At 59.6% G+C, this 20,203-nt stretch carries 16 protein-coding genes; 7 read left to right on the top strand and 9 right to left on the bottom strand.

The features are described 5' to 3' along the window. Positions 1–31 precede the first annotated feature (31 nt). Positions 32–1,156, bottom strand: coding sequence for a GNAT family N-acetyltransferase (locus tag D8U60_RS10990; RefSeq protein ID WP_130900120.1), 1,125 nt, complete (start codon positions 1,154–1,156; stop codon positions 32–34). A gap of 281 nt (positions 1,157–1,437) precedes the next feature. On the opposite strand from D8U60_RS10990, the gene D8U60_RS10985 reads away from it, so the two are divergent. After that, entirely contained in the window at positions 1,438–2,760 is a 1,323-nt protein-coding gene (locus tag D8U60_RS10985) for a putative porin (protein WP_016771204.1), read from the top strand. A gap of 143 nt (positions 2,761–2,903) precedes the next feature. Here D8U60_RS10985 and D8U60_RS10980 read toward each other — a convergent pair whose 3' ends face one another. From D8U60_RS10980 to aceK, 5 genes are all read right to left on the bottom strand, one after another. Further along, positions 2,904–3,140 carry a zf-HC2 domain-containing protein gene (locus D8U60_RS10980; protein WP_130900119.1) on the bottom strand — a complete coding sequence of 79 codons (237 nt, stop codon included), beginning with the start codon at positions 3,138–3,140 and terminating at the stop codon, positions 2,904–2,906. After that, positions 3,134–3,745 carry a sigma-70 family RNA polymerase sigma factor gene (locus tag D8U60_RS10975; RefSeq protein ID WP_041478829.1) on the bottom strand — a complete coding sequence of 204 codons (612 nt, stop codon included), beginning with the start codon at positions 3,743–3,745 and terminating at the stop codon, positions 3,134–3,136. The genes D8U60_RS10980 and D8U60_RS10975 overlap by 7 nt, the downstream gene beginning before the upstream one ends. A 135-nt stretch (positions 3,746–3,880) precedes the next feature. Next, a complete protein-coding gene (locus tag D8U60_RS10970) occupies positions 3,881–5,002 on the bottom strand; it encodes a beta-ketoacyl-ACP synthase III (RefSeq protein ID WP_016771207.1) in 1,122 nt (373 codons plus the stop codon). 453 nt (positions 5,003–5,455) lie between these two features. Further along, the gene (gene hrpA / locus D8U60_RS10965; RefSeq protein ID WP_130900118.1) at positions 5,456–9,367 is read right to left on the bottom strand and encodes an ATP-dependent RNA helicase HrpA; all 3,912 of its coding nucleotides are present in this window, start codon (positions 9,365–9,367) and stop codon (positions 5,456–5,458) included. Positions 9,368–9,506: 139 nt separating this feature from the next. Beyond that, positions 9,507–11,228 (bottom strand): bifunctional isocitrate dehydrogenase kinase/phosphatase, encoded by a 1,722-nt coding sequence (gene aceK / locus D8U60_RS10960; RefSeq protein ID WP_130900117.1) that lies wholly within the window; start codon positions 11,226–11,228, stop codon positions 9,507–9,509. A 214-nt stretch (positions 11,229–11,442) separates the two neighbouring features. Here aceK and D8U60_RS10955 point away from each other — a divergent pair, with 214 nt between their 5' ends. Continuing rightward, positions 11,443–12,351: a DMT family transporter gene (locus D8U60_RS10955; RefSeq protein ID WP_073472898.1), complete on the top strand. Its 909-nt coding sequence runs from the start codon at positions 11,443–11,445 to the stop codon at positions 12,349–12,351. A gap of 115 nt (positions 12,352–12,466) precedes the next feature. Here D8U60_RS10955 and D8U60_RS10950 read toward each other — a convergent pair whose 3' ends face one another. Then, the gene (locus D8U60_RS10950; RefSeq protein ID WP_071174701.1) at positions 12,467–13,330 is read right to left on the bottom strand and encodes a DMT family transporter; all 864 of its coding nucleotides are present in this window, start codon (positions 13,328–13,330) and stop codon (positions 12,467–12,469) included. Between the two features lie 445 nt (positions 13,331–13,775). On the opposite strand from D8U60_RS10950, the gene D8U60_RS10945 reads away from it, so the two are divergent. Then, positions 13,776–14,321: a hypothetical protein gene (locus D8U60_RS10945; RefSeq protein WP_071174700.1), complete on the top strand. Its 546-nt coding sequence runs from the start codon at positions 13,776–13,778 to the stop codon at positions 14,319–14,321. A 35-nt stretch (positions 14,322–14,356) separates the two neighbouring features. Continuing rightward, a complete protein-coding gene (locus D8U60_RS27640) occupies positions 14,357–14,518 on the top strand; it encodes a hypothetical protein (RefSeq protein ID WP_162999814.1) in 162 nt (53 codons plus the stop codon). Positions 14,519–14,561: 43 nt separating this feature from the next. Here D8U60_RS27640 and D8U60_RS10940 read toward each other — a convergent pair whose 3' ends face one another. After that, positions 14,562–15,500 (bottom strand): aspartyl/asparaginyl beta-hydroxylase domain-containing protein, encoded by a 939-nt coding sequence (locus D8U60_RS10940; RefSeq protein ID WP_041478836.1) that lies wholly within the window; start codon positions 15,498–15,500, stop codon positions 14,562–14,564. 184 nt (positions 15,501–15,684) lie between these two features. Next, complete coding sequence (gene cysK / locus D8U60_RS10935) at positions 15,685–16,659, bottom strand: cysteine synthase A (RefSeq protein WP_016771214.1); 975 nt, start codon at positions 16,657–16,659, stop codon at positions 15,685–15,687. 141 nt (positions 16,660–16,800) lie between these two features. Here cysK and D8U60_RS10930 point away from each other — a divergent pair, with 141 nt between their 5' ends. The 3 genes from D8U60_RS10930 to D8U60_RS10920 all read left to right on the top strand — a co-directional run bounded on the left by D8U60_RS10930 (position 16,801) and on the right by D8U60_RS10920 (position 20,096). Then, a complete protein-coding gene (locus D8U60_RS10930) occupies positions 16,801–17,877 on the top strand; it encodes a DUF748 domain-containing protein (protein WP_122611698.1) in 1,077 nt (358 codons plus the stop codon). A gap of 182 nt (positions 17,878–18,059) precedes the next feature. After that, entirely contained in the window at positions 18,060–18,905 is an 846-nt protein-coding gene (locus tag D8U60_RS10925) for a MoxR family ATPase (protein WP_024012028.1), read from the top strand. Positions 18,906–18,917: 12 nt separating this feature from the next. Beyond that, positions 18,918–20,096 (top strand): VWA domain-containing protein, encoded by a 1,179-nt coding sequence (locus D8U60_RS10920; protein WP_016771218.1) that lies wholly within the window; start codon positions 18,918–18,920, stop codon positions 20,094–20,096. Positions 20,097–20,203: the final 107 nt, after the last annotated feature.

The raw sequence follows: 20,203 nt of genomic DNA, 5'->3' as shown, positions 1-20,203 counted from the left end.
ATTCCCACGCAGAGCGTGGGAACGATCATGGTCAGGTTTGGCGATAGGGCAACGCGGTGCGGGCCTCTTCGGCATAGGCCAGAACCCCGGCGCGCTCTTGCTGGAGGAAATCCTTCACCGCCGCTTTCAGCCCCGGATGGCGCAGGTAATGCCAGGAATGGGTGATCACCGGTTCGAAGCCGCGAATCAACTTGTGCTCGCCCTGTGCCCCGGCATCGAAACGCTGGATGCCTTGGGCAATCGCGTAATCCATGCCCTGGTAGAAACACGTCTCGAAATGCAGCCGATCAAACTCGGCCAGGCAGCCCCAATAACGCCCGTAGAAACTGTCGCCACCGACCAGGCTGAACGCCATCGCCACCGGCCGTGAGCCCTGTTTGGCCAAGACCACGCGAATCGCTTCGGGCATGCGTTCAGCCAGCAGACTGAAGAACTCGCGCGTCAGATATGGCGCCTGACGCCGCACCGCGTAGGTGTTGGCATAGCAGGCGTACACGAAATCCCACTGCGCCTCGCCCAGCTCACGCCCCTCCAACCACTCGAACTCAAAGCCCTGCCCCGCCACCTGCTCGCGTTCCTTGCGCATCTGCTTGCGCTTGCGAGAGCTGAGGGCGTCGAGGAAGTCCTGAAAGTCGCGGTACTCACGGTTCTGCCAGTGATATTGACAGCCGATACGCTGCAGCCAGCCCGGTTGCTCGGCCATCGCCGCATCGGTAAACGGATCGGTGAAGTTGATGTGCGCGCTGGACAGTTCTTCGATCTGCAAATAGCCCGGCAGGCTTTTCAGCAGTTCGAAACCGTCCTCCACTGTTGCCGCCAGCAAGCGCGGACCGCTGACCGGACTGAACGGCACGGCGGTCAACAGTTTGGGGTAGTAATCGATGCCGGCACGCGCGCAGGCATCGGCCCAGCCGTGATCGAAGACGTACTCGCCGTAGGAGTGCCACTTGCGATAACTGGGCAGTGCGGCGATCAGTCGATCATCTTCGATGTGCAGCAAATGCTCCGGCTGCCAGCCTGTATGCGGGCCGACACTGCCGCTGTCTTCCAGCGCGCTGAGGAAGGCGTGACGCAGGAACGGCTGGTTGTCCGGCACCAGCGCATCCCAGCTTGCCGGGGCGATTTCTGACAGGTCTTGCAGGCGTTGCAACGGCATTCACTGGCACTCCACAGCTTGGCGACAAAGCCCGGCGAGTATCGCTGATCGCGACCCCGTTGCACACGCTCAATCGGCCGACAGCGCTCTAACTCGATAGTTCACGCCTGATCCGCATCGTCATCAACCTGCCATCACTGTGCCACCGCCCTGTCATAAACCATCGCGATACTGGCGCCTGTTTTTAGAGCGCCGGGTTCTAACCCGGACACAGTTTTCCGGCCTTCAGGCCGGTTGTGCCCAGGATGGTTCAGCCATCCCCTTCATCTTCGGAGATTGCTATGCGTCTTGCTTCCACGAAAACTGCAGCGGCCCTGTGCGGCGGCTTGTTGCTGGCCATGAGCGTTCCGGCCAGTGCTGCAGTCGACGCCAAACTGCTCGACATGCTCAAGGCCAACGGGTCGATTTCCCAGGCGCAGTACATCGAGCTGCAAACAGAACTGGCCAAGGATCAGAAGGCTCAGCAAATCGCCCAACAGGCGCAGCAGGAAACCAACGAACAAGTGGCGGCGGTCGCGAAGAAGACCAACGAACAGAGCCTGTTCGATCAGAAACTGGCCTGGGCGGCCAAGACCCAGTTCAAGGGCGACGTACGTATCCGTCAGGAAACCATCAAGATCGACGGCGAGCCGAACAACGGCGGCCGCGACAAGGACCGCCAGCGCATCCGTGCGCGTCTGGGCGCCTATACCGAGATCAACCCGCAAGTCGACACAGGTATCCGTATCGCCACCGGCGGCGGTGACGACGCGCGCTCGACCAACCAGGATCAGGACAACTACTTCGACAAGAAGCAGATCTGGCTCGACCTCGGCTACATCGACTATCACCCGGATCAGATCAAGAACCTGCACGTGATCGGCGGCAAGATGCTGCAACCATGGGTAAGCATGGGCGACGTGATCTGGGACAGCGACATCAACCCGGAAGGTCTGGCCGTTACTTACAAATACCCACTGGGCGGCAGCGCCGAACTGTTCGGCAGCCTGGGTAACTACAACCTCAAGGACAACGTTGACGGCGACGGCGTGCAATTCCGCCACGACCTGCGCCTGACCGCTGGCCAGTTGGGCAGCCGTTTCAACATCACTGACAACCTGAAGATGACCGTCGGCGGCAGCGTCTACGCCTACCAGAACGACGATGACAGCCGCTGCACCGGCACCTCGACACCGTGCGCGCTGGCAGTCAACGGCAACTCGGCCGATAACGAATTCCGTCTGTATGAAGGGTTCAGCCAGATCGACATCGGCGGCCTGCCAATGCCGCTGTCGTTCTACGGCCAGTACGTGAAGAACAACGATGCCGTGACCGATCAGGACACCGCATGGTTGCTCGGCGCCAAGTCGAAAGTGTTCGGCTTCAACCTCGATTACAACTATCGCGACGTGCAGCGCAATGCCGTGGTCGGCGCCTTCACCGACTCCGACTTCGCCAACGGCACCACCGGTTCGCGCGGGCACAAGTTCAAGGTCGGTTACGACATCGACAAGAACTTCGCCGTCGGCGCCACGTACTTCCTGACCAAGGCCGACTTCGCCAGCCGCAGCCAGCGCGATGCAGACGCCAACACCCTGCAGCTGGATGCTGAAGCGAAGTTCTAAGAAAACAGCTACAAGCTTCGAGCGACAAGCTGCAAGTCACCGCTCCCCTTGCGACTTGTCGTTCGAAGCTGATGTCCTGCAGCCCGGTGCAATGCCAGCGATCCCCATCATCCGTTCGCTGACGCTGCCCCGGGCTGACTCTTTCAAGGACTGTCGTCGCGCCTCTGCGTCGCCAGACGCTCAGCCAAAGCATCCACTCCCTCTTCCGGTTGTTCCGGCAGCGCCTTCAGGGTTGCCTGCATCACGCGCATCTGCCGCATGAAGCGCCGGCAGTTGCGGCAGAACAACAGGTGATGACGCACCATCAGCGTCTCGCGAAAGCTCAGTTGGCCATCGAGATAATCGCTGGATCGTGCCACTTGCTCCTTGCAGGTCAACATTCTCCTGTCTCCTCAAAATGTTCCACGGTCGCAAAGACCTTCAAACGTGCCCGGTGCAGCAGCACGCGGACATTGGAGAGCGAAATCTCCAGAAGATTACAGATCTCTTCCAGCTCCAGGCCCTGGCGTTCGCGCAACAGCAGGACACTGCTCTGCAACTCGGACAGACTCAGCAAGGTGTGTTCGAGGCATTCGCGCAGTTCGTTTTCGGTGAGTAGCGCTTCGGGGGTGTCCTGATGCCAGGCAAATGGCGCGACCAGCCAATGACCGTCGCTCGAGGAAAATCGATCGTCACCGATGGTGCCGTGAGGTGATGGCAAGTCATCGAGCAACACTTCCCGGCGATTGAGCTTGTAGCGACTCTTGGCCGAATTGGCGGTGATGGTCAGCAACCAGGTCTTGAGGCTGGAGCGGCCTTCGAAGCTGGCCAGATGGCGCACCACCGACAGCCAGGCATCCTGCACCACTTCCTCGACATGACGCTGGCCGACAATCGCGTAAGCCACCGCGCGCATGGCGCTCTGATAGGTGGTGACCAGTTCCTTGAAAGCCTTTTGCTCCCCCGCCAGCAAGCGCGTGAGCAGTTGGGTGTCGTCAGCCGCCATCCATCAATCCCCTTGTCCGGACTTCGAAAATGAACGCGGCAGGTGTGCACCTGCCGCGACGTCCGAAAAATTACAGCGTTTCAGCCGCTTCGAATGTAGGAAAGATCGACGCGATTAAGGGGAAATTAACCTGTTTCAGCGCTTGCGCAGCAACACGCTACCGATCGAATAACCGGCACCAAACGAACTGAGCACCGCCAGCGAACCCGAGGCCAGATCATCCTGGTATTTGTGGAAGGCAATGACCGAACCGGCCGAGCTGGTGTTGGCGTAGCTGTCGAGAATCACCGGGGCTTCTTCTTCGGTAGCTTCGCGGCCGAGCAGCTTGCGCACGATCAGGTGATTCATGCTCAGGTTGGCCTGGTGCAGCCAGAAACGCTTCACGTCGCCGACGTTGAGCTGGTTCTCTTCCAGATGCTCGCCAATCAGCTCGGCGACCATCGGGCAGACATCCTTGAACACCTTGCGGCCTTCCTGCACGAACAGCTTGTCGCGGGCACCGATGCCCTCTTCCGCCGCGCGGTTTAGGAAGCCGAAGTTGTTGCGGATGTTGTTGGAGAACTTGGTCAGCAATTTGGTGCTGACCACGTCGAACTGGTACGGGGAGGTCGCCAGATCCGCGCGTTCGATGATCACCGCAGTCGCGGCATCGCCGAAGATGAAGTGGCTGTCGCGATCACGGAAGTTCAGGTGCCCGGTGCAGACCTCCGGGTTGACCATCAGGATCGCCCGCGCCTGGCCAAGCTGTACGCTGTTGGCGGCGGCCTGGATGCCGAAGGTGGCCGAAGAACACGCCACGTTCATGTCGAAACCGAAACCTTCAATGCCCAGCGCTTCCTGGACTTCGATGGCGATGGCCGGGTAAGCGCGTTGCAGGTTGGAGCAGGCAACGATCACGCCGTCGATATCGGCGGCGGTTTTGCCGGCTCGTTGCAGGGCTTGTTCGGCAGCGCCAACGGCCATCTGGCAGAGCACCGACCATTCATCGTTGGAACGCTCGGGCAGGCGCGGGGCCATGCGTTGCGGATCGAGGATGCCGTCCTTGTCCATGACAAAGCGGCTCTTGATGCCCGAGGCCTTTTCGATGAACGCGGCGCTGGATTCGGTCAGGGCCTGGACTTCACCGCTGGCAATCGCCTCGGCGTTATCGGCGTTGAACTGGGCGACGTAGGTATTGAAAGACTGCACCAGCTCTTCGTTGGAGATGCTGTTGGCCGGTGTGTACAGGCCGGTGCCGCTGATGACGACGTTATGCATGGTCGTTTCTCTAATCTGTTCAGGCAGAAAGTGCTGGAACCGTCGTACCAACACGCAAAGGGTCTATTCCCATCCGGGGGACGCAAACCTGGCATCGTTTTATTCCGCAGCGCGACACGGCCGAAGGCTCTGGGTCGCGAAACGGCGGGTTATGGTGGCGAAGTTTGCCATAAACCCGAGATTTTGGCGCCTTTCTCCTGCTCAACTCGATCCCTGCAGGAGCTGCCGAAGGCTGCGATCTTTTGATGATCGTTCCCACGCTCCGCGTGGGAATGCAGCCCGTGACGCTCCGCGTCACTGGACGCGGAGCGTCCCCAGAGGCATTCCCACGCAGAGCATGGGAACGATCGATGAACCGAGGTCGCAGGTTTTGGGGTGACTTCGCCACCCAACGGGGATAAATCCCCTCGCCACAAAGACCGCTTCCACAGAGGGATTGTGTATGGCGGCAGGTCAGGGCTCGACCTGGCTCCACTGTTTGCTCAGGCGCTTGTCCGAGATCGGCACTTTGGTGCCCAACTGTTGGGCGAACAGCGACACGCGGTATTCCTCCAGCCACCAGCGGTACAACTCCAGCTGCGGATCACGCTTGCCTTCCTGCGCATGCTTGGCCGCGCGGGTCTGGTATTGCGCCCACAGGCCAGCGAGTTCCCCGCTCCAGACCCGATCTTTCTGCACCTGCGCACCGAGTTTCTCGAAACGCTGCTCGACCGCTTTCAGGTAACGCGGCAACTCTTTGAGCCACTGCATCGGCGTTTCGCGAACGAAACCCGGATAGACCAGATTGCCGATCTGTTGCTTGATGTCGTTGAGTGCCACCGCTTGCGCCAGATCGATCTTGCCCTTGAAGCGTTTTTGCAGACCGTGCCAGATCTTGAGAATTTCCAGAGTCAGCCGCGCAACCCGCTCGGCGTGCTCGGTCCAGTTGCCGCGTTTGCGTTCGGCCAATGCCGCCAACCCGGCGCCATCGCGGGGCAACGGGTCTTCACCTTCGAGAATGCAACTGTCGAGACTGGCCAGCAGAATGTCTTCGACCAGCGCATCGACCCGGCCCAGTTCGCGATACAGCAAGCCCAATTCAGTCTGCCCGGGCAACTTGCCGCGCAGGAATTTCGCCGGCTCGGCCAGTTGCTGCATCAGCAAGCGCTGCAAGGCGCGACGGTGCTGGAACTCGGCTTCGGCCGGGGTAGAGAAGCGTCCCTCCTTGACCGTGCCGCCCTCTTCCACCAGCGCCGGGTACACCGTCATCGACAGCCCGGCGATCTTCTGCTGGGTCTTTTCCGCCACCGGGGCAAAGACTTTTGCCTCGACCGGTTGCTGACTTTGCGCACTCTGCGGCACCGCCAGCGCGGCCTGGCTGGCTTCGGCGAAGCGTGCGGTCAGCTCAGCCAGATCGCGGCCTTCGCCAAGGAACTTGCCTTCGCCGTCGACGATTTCCAGGTTCATGCGCAGATGGCTTTCAACCTGCTGCGCGGCTTCCGCCCATGCCTCATCGCTGACCCGCGCGCCCGTCATGCGCAGCAGCTCGCGACCGAGCGCTTGCGGCAGCGAACCTTCGGCGAAAGTCATGCGCTGCAACGCGGCCTTGATGAAGTCCGGCACTGGCACGAAGTTCTTGCGCAGGGCTTTCGGCAGGTTGCGCACCAGAGCAATGCACTTGGCCTCGATCAGCCCCGGCACCAGCCATTCCAGACGCTCCGGCGGCAGCATCGGCAGCAGCGGCGCCGGCACGCGCAAGGTCACGCCGTCGCGCGGGTGATTGGGTTCGAAGTGGTAAGTCAGGGCCAATTCCAGATCGCCGATGTGCAACGTGTCCGGGTAATCACGGGCGGTGACTTCGCTGGCCTCGCGGGCCAACACGTCTTCTTCGCGCATGATCAACAGCTGCGGATCTTTCTGGCTGTTGACTTTGTACCAACTGTCGAAGGTCGCGGTCTGGTGGATCTCCGCTGGCAGACGTGCATCGTAGAAGGCGTAGAGGGTTTCTTCATCGGCGAGAATGTCGCGACGGCGAGCCTTGGCCTCCAGTTCGTCGAGCTGCTCGAGCAGTTTCTGATTGGCGCTCAGGCATTTGGCCCGCGACTGAATCTCGCCGCGCACCAAACCTTCGCGGATAAACAGCTCACGGGATACCACCGGATCGACCGGGCCGTAATGCACCGGGCGACGACCGACGACGATCAGGCCGAACAGGGTGATCTGCTCGTAGGCCACGACCTGGCCGCGCTTCTTCTCCCAATGCGGCTCGAAGTGATTCTTCTTGATCAGGTGCCCGGCCAGCGGCTCGATCCAGTCGGCATCGATCTTGGCGACCATGCGCGCGTAAAGCTTGGTGGTTTCCACCAGCTCAGCGGTCATCAGCCACTGCGGGCGCTTCTTGCCGATGCCCGACGACGGATGAATCCAGAAGCGCCGTTGCCGCGCCCCGAGGTAATCGCCGTCTTCGGTTTTCTGGCCGATCTGGCTGAGCAATCCGACCAGTACCGCTTTGTGCAGCTTCGGATAATCCGCCGGCTCCTTGTTCAGGCTCAGCTGCATGTCGCGGCAGATCAGACTTAACTGACGATGAGAATCACGCCACTCGCGCAGGCGCAGGTAATTGAGGAAATTCTTCCGGCACCAATTGCGCAGCGGATTGGCGGTCAGAGCCTGGCGCTGTTCTTCAAAACCACGCCACAGATTGACCAGGCCGGCGAAATCCGAATCCGGATCTTTCCATTGCGCATGGGCCTGATCCGCCGCTTGCTGACGCTCCGGCGGACGCTCGCGCGGGTCCTGAATCGACATGGCGCTGGCGACGATCAGCACTTCCTGCAGACTGCCGAGCTTGGCCGCTTCCAGCAGCATGCGGCCCATGCGTGGGTCGACCGGCAAGCGCGCCAACTGGCGACCGAGCGGCGTCAGCTGACTGTTGCGATCCACCGCCGACAGTTCTTGCAGCAAGTTGAAACCGTCGCTGATTGCCTTGCCGTCCGGCGGTTCGATAAACGGGAACGCGGTGATTTCGCCGAGGCGCAGATGGAGCATCTGCAGGATCACGGCGGCGAGGTTGGTGCGAAGAATTTCCGGATCGGTAAATTCCGGCCGCCCAAGGAAGTCCTCTTCGCTGTACAAACGCACGCAGATACCCGGCTCGACCCGGCCGCAACGACCTTTACGCTGATTGGCGCTGGCCTGGGAAATCGCTTCGATCGGCAAGCGCTGCACCTTGGCGCGGTAGCTGTAGCGGCTGATGCGCGCGGTGCCGCTGTCGATCACATAGCGAATGCCCGGTACGGTCAGCGAGGTCTCGGCGACGTTGGTCGCCAGCACCACGCGGCGGCCCGGGTGCGACTGGAAAATCCGCTGCTGTTCAGCCGGCGACAGGCGCGCGTACAGCGGCAGGATTTCGGTGTGCTTGAGCTGGGCCTTGCGCAACATGTCGGCGGCGTCGCGAATCTCGCGCTCACCGGGCAGGAACACCAGCACATCACCGGGGCTGCGCCGTTCGCTGCGCTCGTAGGCGGCGATTTCGTCGAGGGTGGCGAGAATCGCCTGATCGACGGTCAGGTCATCCTCGACCCGGTTGCCCTCCTCGTCCTGCTCAAGCGTCAGCGGCCGGTACCAGGTTTCCACCGGAAAAGTACGCCCCGACACTTCGACGATCGGCGCGTCATCGAAGTGCTTGGAGAAGCGCTCCAGATCGATGGTCGCCGACGTGATGATGACCTTCAGGTCGGGACGGCGTGGCAGCAGGGTTTTCAGGTAACCGAGGAGGAAATCGATGTTGAGGCTGCGTTCGTGGGCTTCGTCGACGATGATCGTGTCGTAGCGTTCCAGATAACGATCGTTCTGGGTTTCCGCCAGCAGAATGCCGTCGGTCATCAGCTTGATCAGGGTGTTGGCATCGCTCTGATCCTCGAAGCGCACCTGATAGCCGACCAGCGCACCGAGCGGCGTGCCGAGCTCTTCGGCGACACGGCTGGCGACACTGCGCGCGGCGATCCGACGCGGCTGGGTATGGCCGATCAGACCGTGCTGGCCGCGCCCGATTTCCAGGCAGATCTTCGGCAACTGGGTGGTTTTGCCCGAACCGGTTTCGCCGGCGATGATCAGCACCTGATGTTGCTCCAGGGCCTTTTTGATCTCGTCGCGCTTGGCCGCGATCGGCAAACTGTCGTCGTAACGAATCACCGGCAGGCTCGCGCGACGCGCCAGCACCTGATCACAGGACGCCTGCATCCGCACCACCCACTGGGCCAGTTTGGCTTCGTCGGGTTTCTTGCGCAGCTCAAGCAACTGCCGCCGCAGCCGGTGACGGTCGGCGAGCATGGCGTGATCGAGGTTTTTCAGCAGTTTGTCGATGGAGGGCGATTCGTCGGTCATCGGGTAGGCAATTCGGTCGTCTATTTATGCAGGGGGCGGATTGTCGCAGAAAAGCAGCTGCAAGCGCCAAGCTACCAGCCGCAAGTCACTGCGGCTTTCAACTTGCAGCTTGAAGCTTGCCGCTTGCAGCTGCGTTTTGTTATTCGTTATCAAGGCCCTTGCGCCGGTATGGGAAGACATCGATGACCTTCCCCGCCCGAATCGCCTCCTGCAAGCCCTTCCAGTAATCGGCGTTGTACAACTCGCCATGCAATTGATCGAACAATTTCCGCTGCCCGGCATCGGCAAACAGGAACGGCGGAAACTCTTCGGGAAACACGTCCAGCGGTCCGATCGAGTACCACGGCTCGGAGGCCATTTCGTCCTCCGGCGTGCGCGGTTGCGGGATGTGGCGGAAGTTGGCTTCGGTCAGGAAGCAGATTTCGTCGTAGTCGTAAAACACCACGCGCCCGTGACGGGTGACGCCGAAGTTTTTCAGCAGCATGTCGCCGGGAAAAATATTCGCCGCCGCCAATTGCTTGATCGCCAGACCGTAATCTTCCAGCGCTTCGCGCACTTGCGCGTCGTTGGCGTTTTCCAGATACAGGTTGAGCGGAGTCATCCGCCGCTCGGTCCAGCAGTGGCGGATCAGCACGGTTTCGCCTTCGACCGAAACCGTCGACGGCGCGACCTCTAGCAGTTCCTCCAGACACGCCGGATCGAACTTGCTCAGCGGAAAACGAAAGTCGGCAAATTCCTGGGTATCGGCCATGCGCCCGACCCGATCGACGCTTTTCACCAGCCGATACTTTTCGATCACCGTGGCGCGGTCGACGTTTTTCGACGGCGAAAAGCGGTCCTTGATGATTTTGAATACGGTGTTGAAACCCGGCAGGGTAAACACGCTCATGACCATGCCGCGCACGCCCGGGGCCATGATGAACTGATCGTCGGTGTTGGCCAGGTGATTGATCAGCGCGCGGTAGAACTCCGACTTGCCGTGCTTGTAGAAGCCGATCGAGGTGTACAGCTCGGCGATGTGCTTGCCCGGCAGAATGCGTCGCAGAAAACCGATGAACTCCGCCGGCACCGGTACATCGACCATGAAATACGAACGGGTGAAAGAGAAGATGATCGACACATCGGCTTCGTCGGTGATCAACGCATCGATCTGAATGCCCCGACCTTCGCGGTGCAACAGCGGAATCACCAACGGCCATTGCTCATCGCGGGTGTAAATGCGCCCGACCAGATACGCGCCTTTATTGCGGTAGAGCACCGAGGAAAATAGCTCGACGCTCAGCTCCGGGTCCTTGCACACCCAGTCCGGCAGGTTCTCGCGCAGTTGTGCTTCGAGCCGCAGCAGGTCGCCAGGCAGATCGGCGTAATCTTCGCTGAAGCGGTAGTCGGCGAAGATGCTGGCGAGCATCCCGGACAGTTGGCCCTGCGGCTTGTACGTACGGGTTTGCGCGGCGCGGGCGCGGCGCAGGCTCGGGCGCGTGGTGTGGATGAACATGCAGCCGTCGCTGATCAGGTCGTGGCTGAACAGCCCGCAGAAAATCGAGTTGTACCAGGTTTCGGACAGCTCATCGTCGAAGCGCAGGTCAATCACACTGATGTAGGCGCTTTTCACCAGCGGCCAGCAGCTGACGTCCATCAGTGTTTCGTCATTGAAATACTCGCGCAGGCGAGCAACGGTTTCGCCGACCTTTTCTTCGTACAGATTGATCCGCGCCGCCGACGCTGCCTGTGCCTCCTGCCAGCGCGCCTGTTCGAAGCGCTCGCGCGCGCCGTCGGTGATGCGGCGGAAATGCTCGCGGTAATCGTCGAAGCCGGCGAGGATCATCCGGGCGATCTCGGTGGCTGGCCATTGCTGCGACATAAATGAAACCTCGGCGGGAATTCGGTTGGTCTGAGCTTAGTCACGGAAACGCTCGCAGGAAAAGCGCAATTTCTGCCAAAACCGATACGGGGTTGACCGTTGACGGGGTTTCTCGTGCCGATGCATCGGCAAGCAGAATTAAAAGCCCGAATAGCGGTTGCCATGATCCGGACGCTCGGCAACACTCTCGTCCCGATCAAGGAAGGAGCCCGCCGTGAGCCCTGTCGATATTTTCCGTATGTTGTCGCTGGCCGCTATCTGGGGCGCGAGTTTTCTGTTCATGCGCATCATTGCCCCGGTGATCGGCACGATCCCGACCGGTTTCTTTCGGGTGTCGATCGCGGCTGCCGGGCTGCTGGTGATCCTTGGGCTGATGCGCATCAGCTGGGATTTCAAGGGCAAGCTGAAGACCGTGATGCTGCTGGGCGTAATCAACTCGGGAATTCCGGCGACGCTGTATTCGGTTGCCGCCCAGGTATTGCCGGCGGGCTATTCGGCGATCTTCAACGCCACGACGCCGCTGATGGGCGTGTTGATTGGCGGTTTGTTCTTCAGCGAAAAGCTCACGGCGGCCAAGCTCAGCGGCGTGTTCCTCGGTCTGTTCGGCGTCGGTGTGCTGACGCGTGCCGGTCCCGTAGCCTTCGATCTGCAACTGCTGATGGGCGCGGTCGCCTGCCTGCTGGCGACCACTTGCTACGGCTTTGCCGGATTCCTCGCACGGCGCTGGCTGGATCAGGCCGGTGGGCTGGACAGCCGTTTGTCGGCATTGGGCAGCATGCTCGGGGCGACGTTGTTTTTGCTGCCGCTGTTCGCCTACAGCACCATTACCGCGCCGCCGGTCAGCTGGGGCGGCTGGCAGGTCTGGCTGTCGCTGCTAGGCCTGGGCCTGGGTTGCACGGCGTTTGCCTACATCATCTATTTCCGCCTGCTCAGCTCGATCGGCCCGGTGAAATCGATGACCGTGACCTTCATGATCCCGCCGTTCGGCGTGTTGTGGGGGGCGTTGTTGCTGGATGAGCCGTTGTCGATGGCGCACATTTATGGCGGAGTGTTGATTGCGGCGGCGTTGTGGCTGGTGTTGAAGCCGGCGGTGGTCAAGCCTGCGAAGGTGCCAGCCCGTTAGAGGGTATGTGTCGCAGTTATTCGCGAGCAGGCTCGCTCCCACAGAAAAATACATTCCAATGTGGGAGCGAGCCTGCTCGCGAAAGGCGGCGCAACAAGCGCCACCTGCCTATCGGCTATCCGGTTTTACGGAACACAAATACCAACCCGACAATAATCAGCAGCATCCCCAGCACACTCAACGCCGCCAGCCGATTGCCGAAAATCAGGTAATCCATCACCGCCGTCACCGCCGGCACCAGATAGAACAGGCTGGTGACATTCACCAAATTGCCCCGCGCGATCAGTCGATACAGCAACAGCGTCGCCAGCACTGAAACCACCAGCCCCATCCATAACACCGGGACAATGAAGCCTGCGCTGTGTTCGAAGTGAAACGGCTGGAACGGTACGAAAATCGCGCACAGCAACAGGCCGGCCAGGTACTGCACTGGCAGCGTGCCGAGCGGATTGTCGGTGATGCGTTTTTGCATGATCGAGCCGAGCGTCATGCTCGCCAGCGCCAGCAAACCGAACAGCATGCCGGCCCAGGACATTCCAGCCAGACCGATCCCTTGATAAACCACCATGACCAGCCCGGCCAGGCCCAGCGCCAGGCCGAACAGGCGGCTCGCCGAACGCTGGCGTTCCATCAAGACCACGGTGAGGATCGGCTGAACGCCCATGATCGTCGCCATTACCCCCGGCGTGACTTTACAATCCAGCGCCAGCAGATAAAAGATCTGATAGGCCCCGAGCAACACCAGTCCCGTGGCGATCGCGAACAGCATCGGCTTGCCGCCCTTGGGCAACTTCAATTTCAGCAACGGCGCCAGCAAGACCAGCCCGCACAGGGCGATGGCGAAGCGAATCAGCAGAAAGGCAAAGGGCGAAGCATGGGCGAGGCCCCACTTGGAGAAAATCGCCCCGCTGCTCCACAGCAGAACGAACAGGCTCGTGGACGTCGCCGCGAGCGCGGATTGTTTCGAAAGGACAAACATGAATACCACCTGTAGTCAGGCAAGAAGCCAACTCAGCCGAAGCTGAAATTCAGTAGGTTGTTCTGGCGGGCGCAGGGGTCAGCAGAAACTGCCGATCAACCCCGCACACCAACGCCCGGCGGCGAAACGACTGCGCACACCGGCGTGCTACTGACAGGTGGAGGGTAATGACTGATCTGCACAGGCTGCCGATTCCCGCACGGCACGACGCCAGCGTTGACCGCTGAATCGACTACCGCGTTGATGAGGGATGCAGGCATGAATGCTGATCTTTAGTGAGGAAATGAACGCGCGAGCCAGGCGGCTCGCGGGCTGACTATAACCAGCCCGGGACATAGATTGCAATGACTTGGGCGAAGGGCCGGTAGCGACAGTCTGGCGCCGGGTGGTTAGGGTTATTGGCGCGGCAACGGATTGTCAGGAGACATGGAATGCAAGAGATCATATGCCAAGGGAACGGACGTATTTGCGGTATCAGGTTTATCGGTCGGAGGCGAGGAAGCGGGCCGCTTCGCAGATTGCCGGCTTACAAGGCCAACTCAAGGCGGCCGACGCTTCGATTATGGATGTATCCCTGATTCAATTCGAACCGATAAACAGGCATGCGCTTCATGCTTTTGAAACATGGGAAGAACCCTGCTTTTTCTGGCATGAAGTCATCGCCTGGAAATCACGTGAACCACGCGCATTGGACATCTCTATCTGGTTCGCCGGGCAGCTCTGCGGCCTGTGTTTTGCAAACCCGAACAATAGTCGACGAAGATTACGAGTTGTGAGATTGGAAGGGCGTCCTGGCGGAACACATCCTTTGAAAAATCGCATAGGACTACTAGCGATGATGGTAATTGAGCAATACGCGCATTTCGTTGGCTGCGATGTTATCGAAATACAAGAGCCGCTGGACGGTGCGATACCCGTTTATCAGAAGCTGGGTTTCAGCTTCGACATCGAAGGCCGCCTTGTCAAAACCTTGGAGAATCCAGTACTGTGAAAGCCAATCAATCAGTGATCAAAGCGGGAGGCAACATGAAAAAAGCGAAACATAGACCTCCCGAAGCACTGGTCAGATCGCTGAAAACTAAAAGATTGGCTGATCATGAATTGACCGCTAATCAACGGCGTCTGTTGCAACTGCTGATCACCGGTATCGAAGATGAGCCCTCGGTGCTGGCCGCTGGCCGATTGTGAAAAAACCGCTCCTGAGGAGCGGTTTTTTATTTCTGAGCCAGCGTCAACCAAACAGCCAATACCCCAGCAACGTCAGCACCAACACCGCCAGCACCGGGCGCATTACCCTGTAGGCCTTGGGATGCCGGCGCTTCCACTGCTTGACCACGCCGCTGAAACGGTCGCTGAAGTTCTTGCTCCAGGCATAAGCCTGGTTGATGCCGCCAACGCGTTCATCATCAAGATTCTGCGGCGCGGTGGCGCGGCCGAGCCAGCCGCTGATGAAGCGATTGATGCGGGTCATCAGGCGGTTGCTCAGCGGGCGTTCGATGTCACAGAACAGAATCACTCGAGTCTGAGCGGTTTCATTCTTGACCCAGTGCACGTAAGTCTCGTCGAACATCACGTCATCGCCGTCGCGCCAGGCATAGACCTGACCGTCGACGAAGATCCGGCAATCATCGGAGTTGGGTGTCGACAGGCCGAGGTGATAACGCAGGGAGCCGGCGAACGGGTCACGGTGCGGATTGAGGTGACTGCCGCCCGGCAGCAGCGCGAACATCGCGCCCTTGACGTTGGGTATGGCACTGACCAGCGCCACGGTTTTCGGGCAAAGGGCTTCGGCCGACGGCAGCGGTTTGTCGTACCACTTCAGATAGAACCGCTTCCAGCCCTTCTTGAAGAACGAACCGAAACCCGCATCGTTGTTCTTCTCGGCGGCGCGAATGTAGCCTTCGTCGAACAAGTGCATGGCTTCGTCGCGAATGGTTTCCCAGTTGTCGCGCAGAACATCCAGTTCCGGAAACTTGCTGCGATCCAGATACGGTCTGGATGGCACTGCGGAAAACAGGTACATCAACGCGTTGTACGGAGCAAACAGTGCGGAGTGGTTGACGAACTGGCGCAATACCGGCAAACGCGCCTTGCCGCGCAAATGCACATAGAGCGTGCTGCCCAGAAACAGCAACAGCACAAACGCCTTGGCGGCAAACGAAACGGTCATCAACGACTCCTTGAATAAAGACAACGCTGCGCAATGCCCTTTTCCCGGCATGGCAGCCGGCCATGATAAACACTACCGGCTCCGGGAAAAACCCGCCTGACACAAGATTCAGTGTTAAGCATTACGCAACAAAGCCTTTATTAACATGCAGCGCCTGAACCCTGGCTGACTTGAATCAACAGGCTTACTGCTGGTTCTCCTGCTCGGTAAACAGGTCACTGAACAGCATGCTCGACAGATAACGCTCGCCCGAATCCGGCAGCACCACGACGATGGTTTTGCCCTGCATCTCTGGTTTCTCCGCCAGACGCACCGCCACCGCCATGGCAGCACCGCAGGAAATCCCGCACAAAATCCCCTCTTCCTGCATCAGGCGCAAAGCCATGGCCTTGGATTCTTCATCGGTCACCTGTTCGACGCGATCGACCATCGACAGATCAAGGTTCTTCGGCACAAAACCGGCGCCAATGCCCTGAATCTTGTGCGGGCTCGGTTTGATCTCGGCACCGGCCAACGCTTGCGTAATCACTGGCGAAGACGCCGGCTCGACGGCCACCGACAGAATCGGTTTCCCGGCGGTGTTCTTGATATACCGCGAGACACCGGTAATGGTTCCACCGGTACCTACGCCAGCCACCAGCACATCCACGGCACCATCGGTGTCGTTCCAGATTTCCGGGCCGGTGGTCTTCTCATGAATTGCCGGGTTGGCCGGGTTATCGAACTGCGCCGGCATGAAGTATTTGTCGGCATCGCTGGCGACGATTTCCGCAGCTTTCTCGATGGCGCCCTTCATGCCCTTGGCCGGCTCGGTCAACACCAGTTCCGCGCCCAAGGCTTTCAGAACCTTGCGGCGCTCGATGCTCATCGACGCCGGCATGGTCAGCATCAATTTATAGCCACGCGCAGCGGCAACGAAGGCCAGACCGATACCGGTGTTACCGGAAGTCGGCTCGACAATGGTCATGCCCGGCTTGAGTCTGCCGCTGCTTTCGGCGTCCCAGATCATGTTGGCGCCGATTCGGCATTTGACCGAGTAACCGGGGTTGCGCCCCTCGATCTTGGCCAGGATGGTGACCCCGCGCGGCGCGATGCGGTTGATCTGGACCAGCGGCGTATTACCGATGGAATGGGCGTTGTCAGCGTAAATACGGCTCATGGCTGGGTCCTTATGCAGCGTTGAATTCAGCCTTCCAAGGTAAGCCCGTTGCCGATCACAGTCCAGTCGGGTCGAACGTCTGCAAACGCGCGGAGTCAATCGCTTTGAATCGTCAAGCCACACTCTTGAAGGAACAATGGCATGAAACGTCGTTACAGCTGGCCGCTCTGGACCCTGACGGGTGTCGTGGTGCTGCTGGTCGCCCTGCATTTCGCCCTGCCCTATCTGGTACGCGACTACCTCAATGACAAGCTCGCGGACATGGGCGATTACCGTGGCCAGATCACCGATGTCGACCTCGCGCTGTGGCGCGGCGCATACAAAATCAACGGTCTGAAGATCGTCAAGGTCGATGGCAAGGTACCGGTGCCGTTCGTCGATGCGCCGTTGATCGACCTGTCGGTAAGCTGGCATTCACTGTGGTACGACCATGCCGTGGTCGCGCAGGTGCAATTTCTCAACCCCGAAATCAACTTTGTCGACGGCGGCCCCAACAAACAGAACTCGCAGACCGGTCAGGGCACCGACTGGCGTGAGCAGTTGGGCAAGCTGCTGCCGATCACCCTCGATGAAGTGCAGATCAACGACGGCCGTATCACCTTCCGCAACTTCAATTCCAAGCCGCCGGTGAACATGAACGCCAGCAACGTCAACGCCAGCATCTACAACCTGACCAATGTGGTCGACAAGGAAGGCAAACGCGACGCGCGCTTTGAAGGCAAGGCGTTGCTGCTGGGCCACGCGCCGCTGGAAACCACCGCCACCTTCGATCCACTGAGCAACTTCGAAGACTTTGAATTCCGCCTGCGCGCCCGTGACATCGAGCTCAAACGCATGAACGACTTCGCCGCCGCCTACGGCAAATTCGATTTCAACGCCGGCCACGGCGATGTGGTTATCGAAGCCAAGGCAGAGAAAGCCCGGCTCACCGGCTACATCAAACCCCTGCTGCGCGACGTCGATGTATTCAACTGGCAGCAAGACGTCGAAAACAAGAACAAAGGCCTGTTCCGCTCAATCTGGGAAGCGTTGGTCGGCGGCACCGAGACCGTGCTGAAAAACCAGAACAAAAACCAGTTCGCCACCCGCGTTGAACTCAGCGGCAATGTTCACCAGCAGAACGTCAACGCCTTCGAAGCGTTTTTGCAGATTTTGCGCAATGGCTTCATCCAGGCATTCAATGCGCGGTACGAACGGCCGAAGCCGGATGAGGGTTAAGTTTTGCGGTTGACAAAATATTCGGCCACCCGCCGAGACTGAGTCAACATGTGACGCTCCATTCAGAGACTGAATAAGCCGTCTGCGTTCACAGTCGACCGGCGTGCGCGTTATAGTCGGGCATCCGATTATTTCGCCCCGCCCTGCCCGTAAGGTCAGCGTTACCGTTCGAGGATTTGCAGATGAAGTTCGAAGGCACCCAGGCCTACGTCGCCACCGATGACCTGAAGCTGGCGGTCAACGCCGCCATCACCCTGGAACGACCGCTGCTGGTCAAGGGTGAGCCGGGCACCGGCAAGACCATGCTCGCCGAGCAACTGGCCGAGTCGTTCGATGCCAAGCTGATCACCTGGCACATCAAATCCACCACCAAGGCCCATCAGGGTCTGTACGAGTACGACGCGGTCAGCCGTTTGCGCGACTCGCAGCTGGGCAATGAAAAAGTCCACGATGTGCGCAATTACCTGAAGAAAGGCAAGCTCTGGGAAGCCTTCGAGTCCGAGGAGCGGGTGATTCTGCTGATCGACGAAATTGACAAGGCCGACATCGAGTTCCCCAACGACCTGTTGCAAGAACTCGACAAGATGGAGTTCTACGTTTACGAGATCGACGAGACCATCAAGGCCAAGAAGCGCCCGATCATCATCATTACTTCCAACAACGAGAAAGAGCTGCCGGACGCCTTCCTGCGCCGCTGCTTCTTCCACTACATCGCTTTCCCCGACCGCACTACCCTGCAGAAAATCGTCGACGTGCACTACCCGGACATCAAAAAGGATCTGGTCAGCGAAGCGCTCGATGTGTTCTTCGACGTGCGCAAGGTACCGGGCCTGAAGAAAAAGCCTTCGACGTCCGAGCTGGTCGACTGGCTGAAACTGCTGATGGCCGACAATATCGGCGAAGCGGTGCTGCGCGAGCGCGATCCGACCAAGGCCATCCCGCCACTGGCAGGTGCACTGGTGAAGAACGAACAGGACGTGCAACTGCTTGAGCGCCTGGCGTTCATGAGCCGGCGCGGCACCCGCTAAGAGGCTGCTGCCATGTTGCTCAACCTGTTCAACGAAATGCGTGCAGCCAAGGTACCGGTATCGGTGCGCGAGCTGCTCGACCTGATCAACGCGCTGAAACAGCGTGTGACCTTCGCCGACATGGACGAGTTTTATTACTTGTCGCGGGCGATTCTGGTGAAGGACGAGCGCCATTTCGACAAGTTCGACCGCGCGTTCGGTGCCTACTTCAATGGCCTGGAGAAACTCGACGACCACTTGCAGGCGCTGATTCCCGAGGACTGGCTGCGCAAGGAATTCGAGCGCTCGCTGAGCGACGAAGAACGCGCGCAGATCCAGTCTCTTGGCGGGCTGGACAAACTCATCGAGGAATTCAAGAAGCGTCTGGAAGAACAGAAGGAACGCCACGCCGGCGGCAACAAATGGATCGGCACCGGCGGCACCAGCCCGTTCGGCTCCGGCGGTTTCAACCCTGAAGGCATCCGGGTTGGCGACGCTGGCAAGCGTCAGGGCAAAGCGGTCAAGGTCTGGGATCAGCGCGAGTACAAGAACCTCGACGATTCGGTGGAACTGGGCACGCGCAACATCAAGGTCGCCCTGCGTCGCCTGCGCAAGTTTGCTCGTCAGGGTGCGGCGGAAGAACTCGACATCGACGGCACCATCGACCACACCGCCAAGGACGCCGGCCTGCTGAACATCCAGATGCGCCCGGAACGGCGCAACACGGTGAAGCTGCTGCTGTTGTTCGACATCGGCGGCTCGATGGACGCGCACGTGAAGATCTGTGAGGAATTGTTCTCGGCCTGCAAGACCGAGTTCAAGCACCTGGAGTACTTCTACTTCCACAACTTCATCTATGAATCGGTGTGGAAAAACAACATGCGCCGCACTTCCGAGCGCACTTCGACCCAGGATCTGCTGCACAAATACGGCGCCGACTACAAAGTTATCTTTATCGGTGACGCGGCCATGGCGCCGTACGAAATCACCCAGGCTGGCGGCAGCGTCGAGCACTGGAACGAAGAGCCGGGTTACGTCTGGATGCAGCGCTTCATGGAGAAATACAAGAAGCTCATCTGGATCAATCCGTATCCGAAAGATACCTGGGGCTATACCTCATCGACCAACATCGTCCGCGATCTGATCGAGGATCAGATGTATCCACTGACGCTGCGCGGGCTTGAGGAAGGGATGCGGTTTCTTTCCAAATGACGACCTGACCGTTCCCATGCTCCGCGTGGGAATGCATCAAGTCACGCTCTGCGTCACAGGGACGCGGAGCGTCCCGGGCGGCATTCCCACGCGGAGCGTGGGAACGA

Source organism: Pseudomonas sp. Sample_11 (genome assembly GCF_004307505.1).
Taxonomy (GTDB): Bacteria; Pseudomonadota; Gammaproteobacteria; order Pseudomonadales; family Pseudomonadaceae; genus Aquipseudomonas; species Aquipseudomonas atacamensis.
Note: the sequence above shows the minus strand (reverse complement) of the source record. Positions and strands in the feature narration are given on the sequence as shown.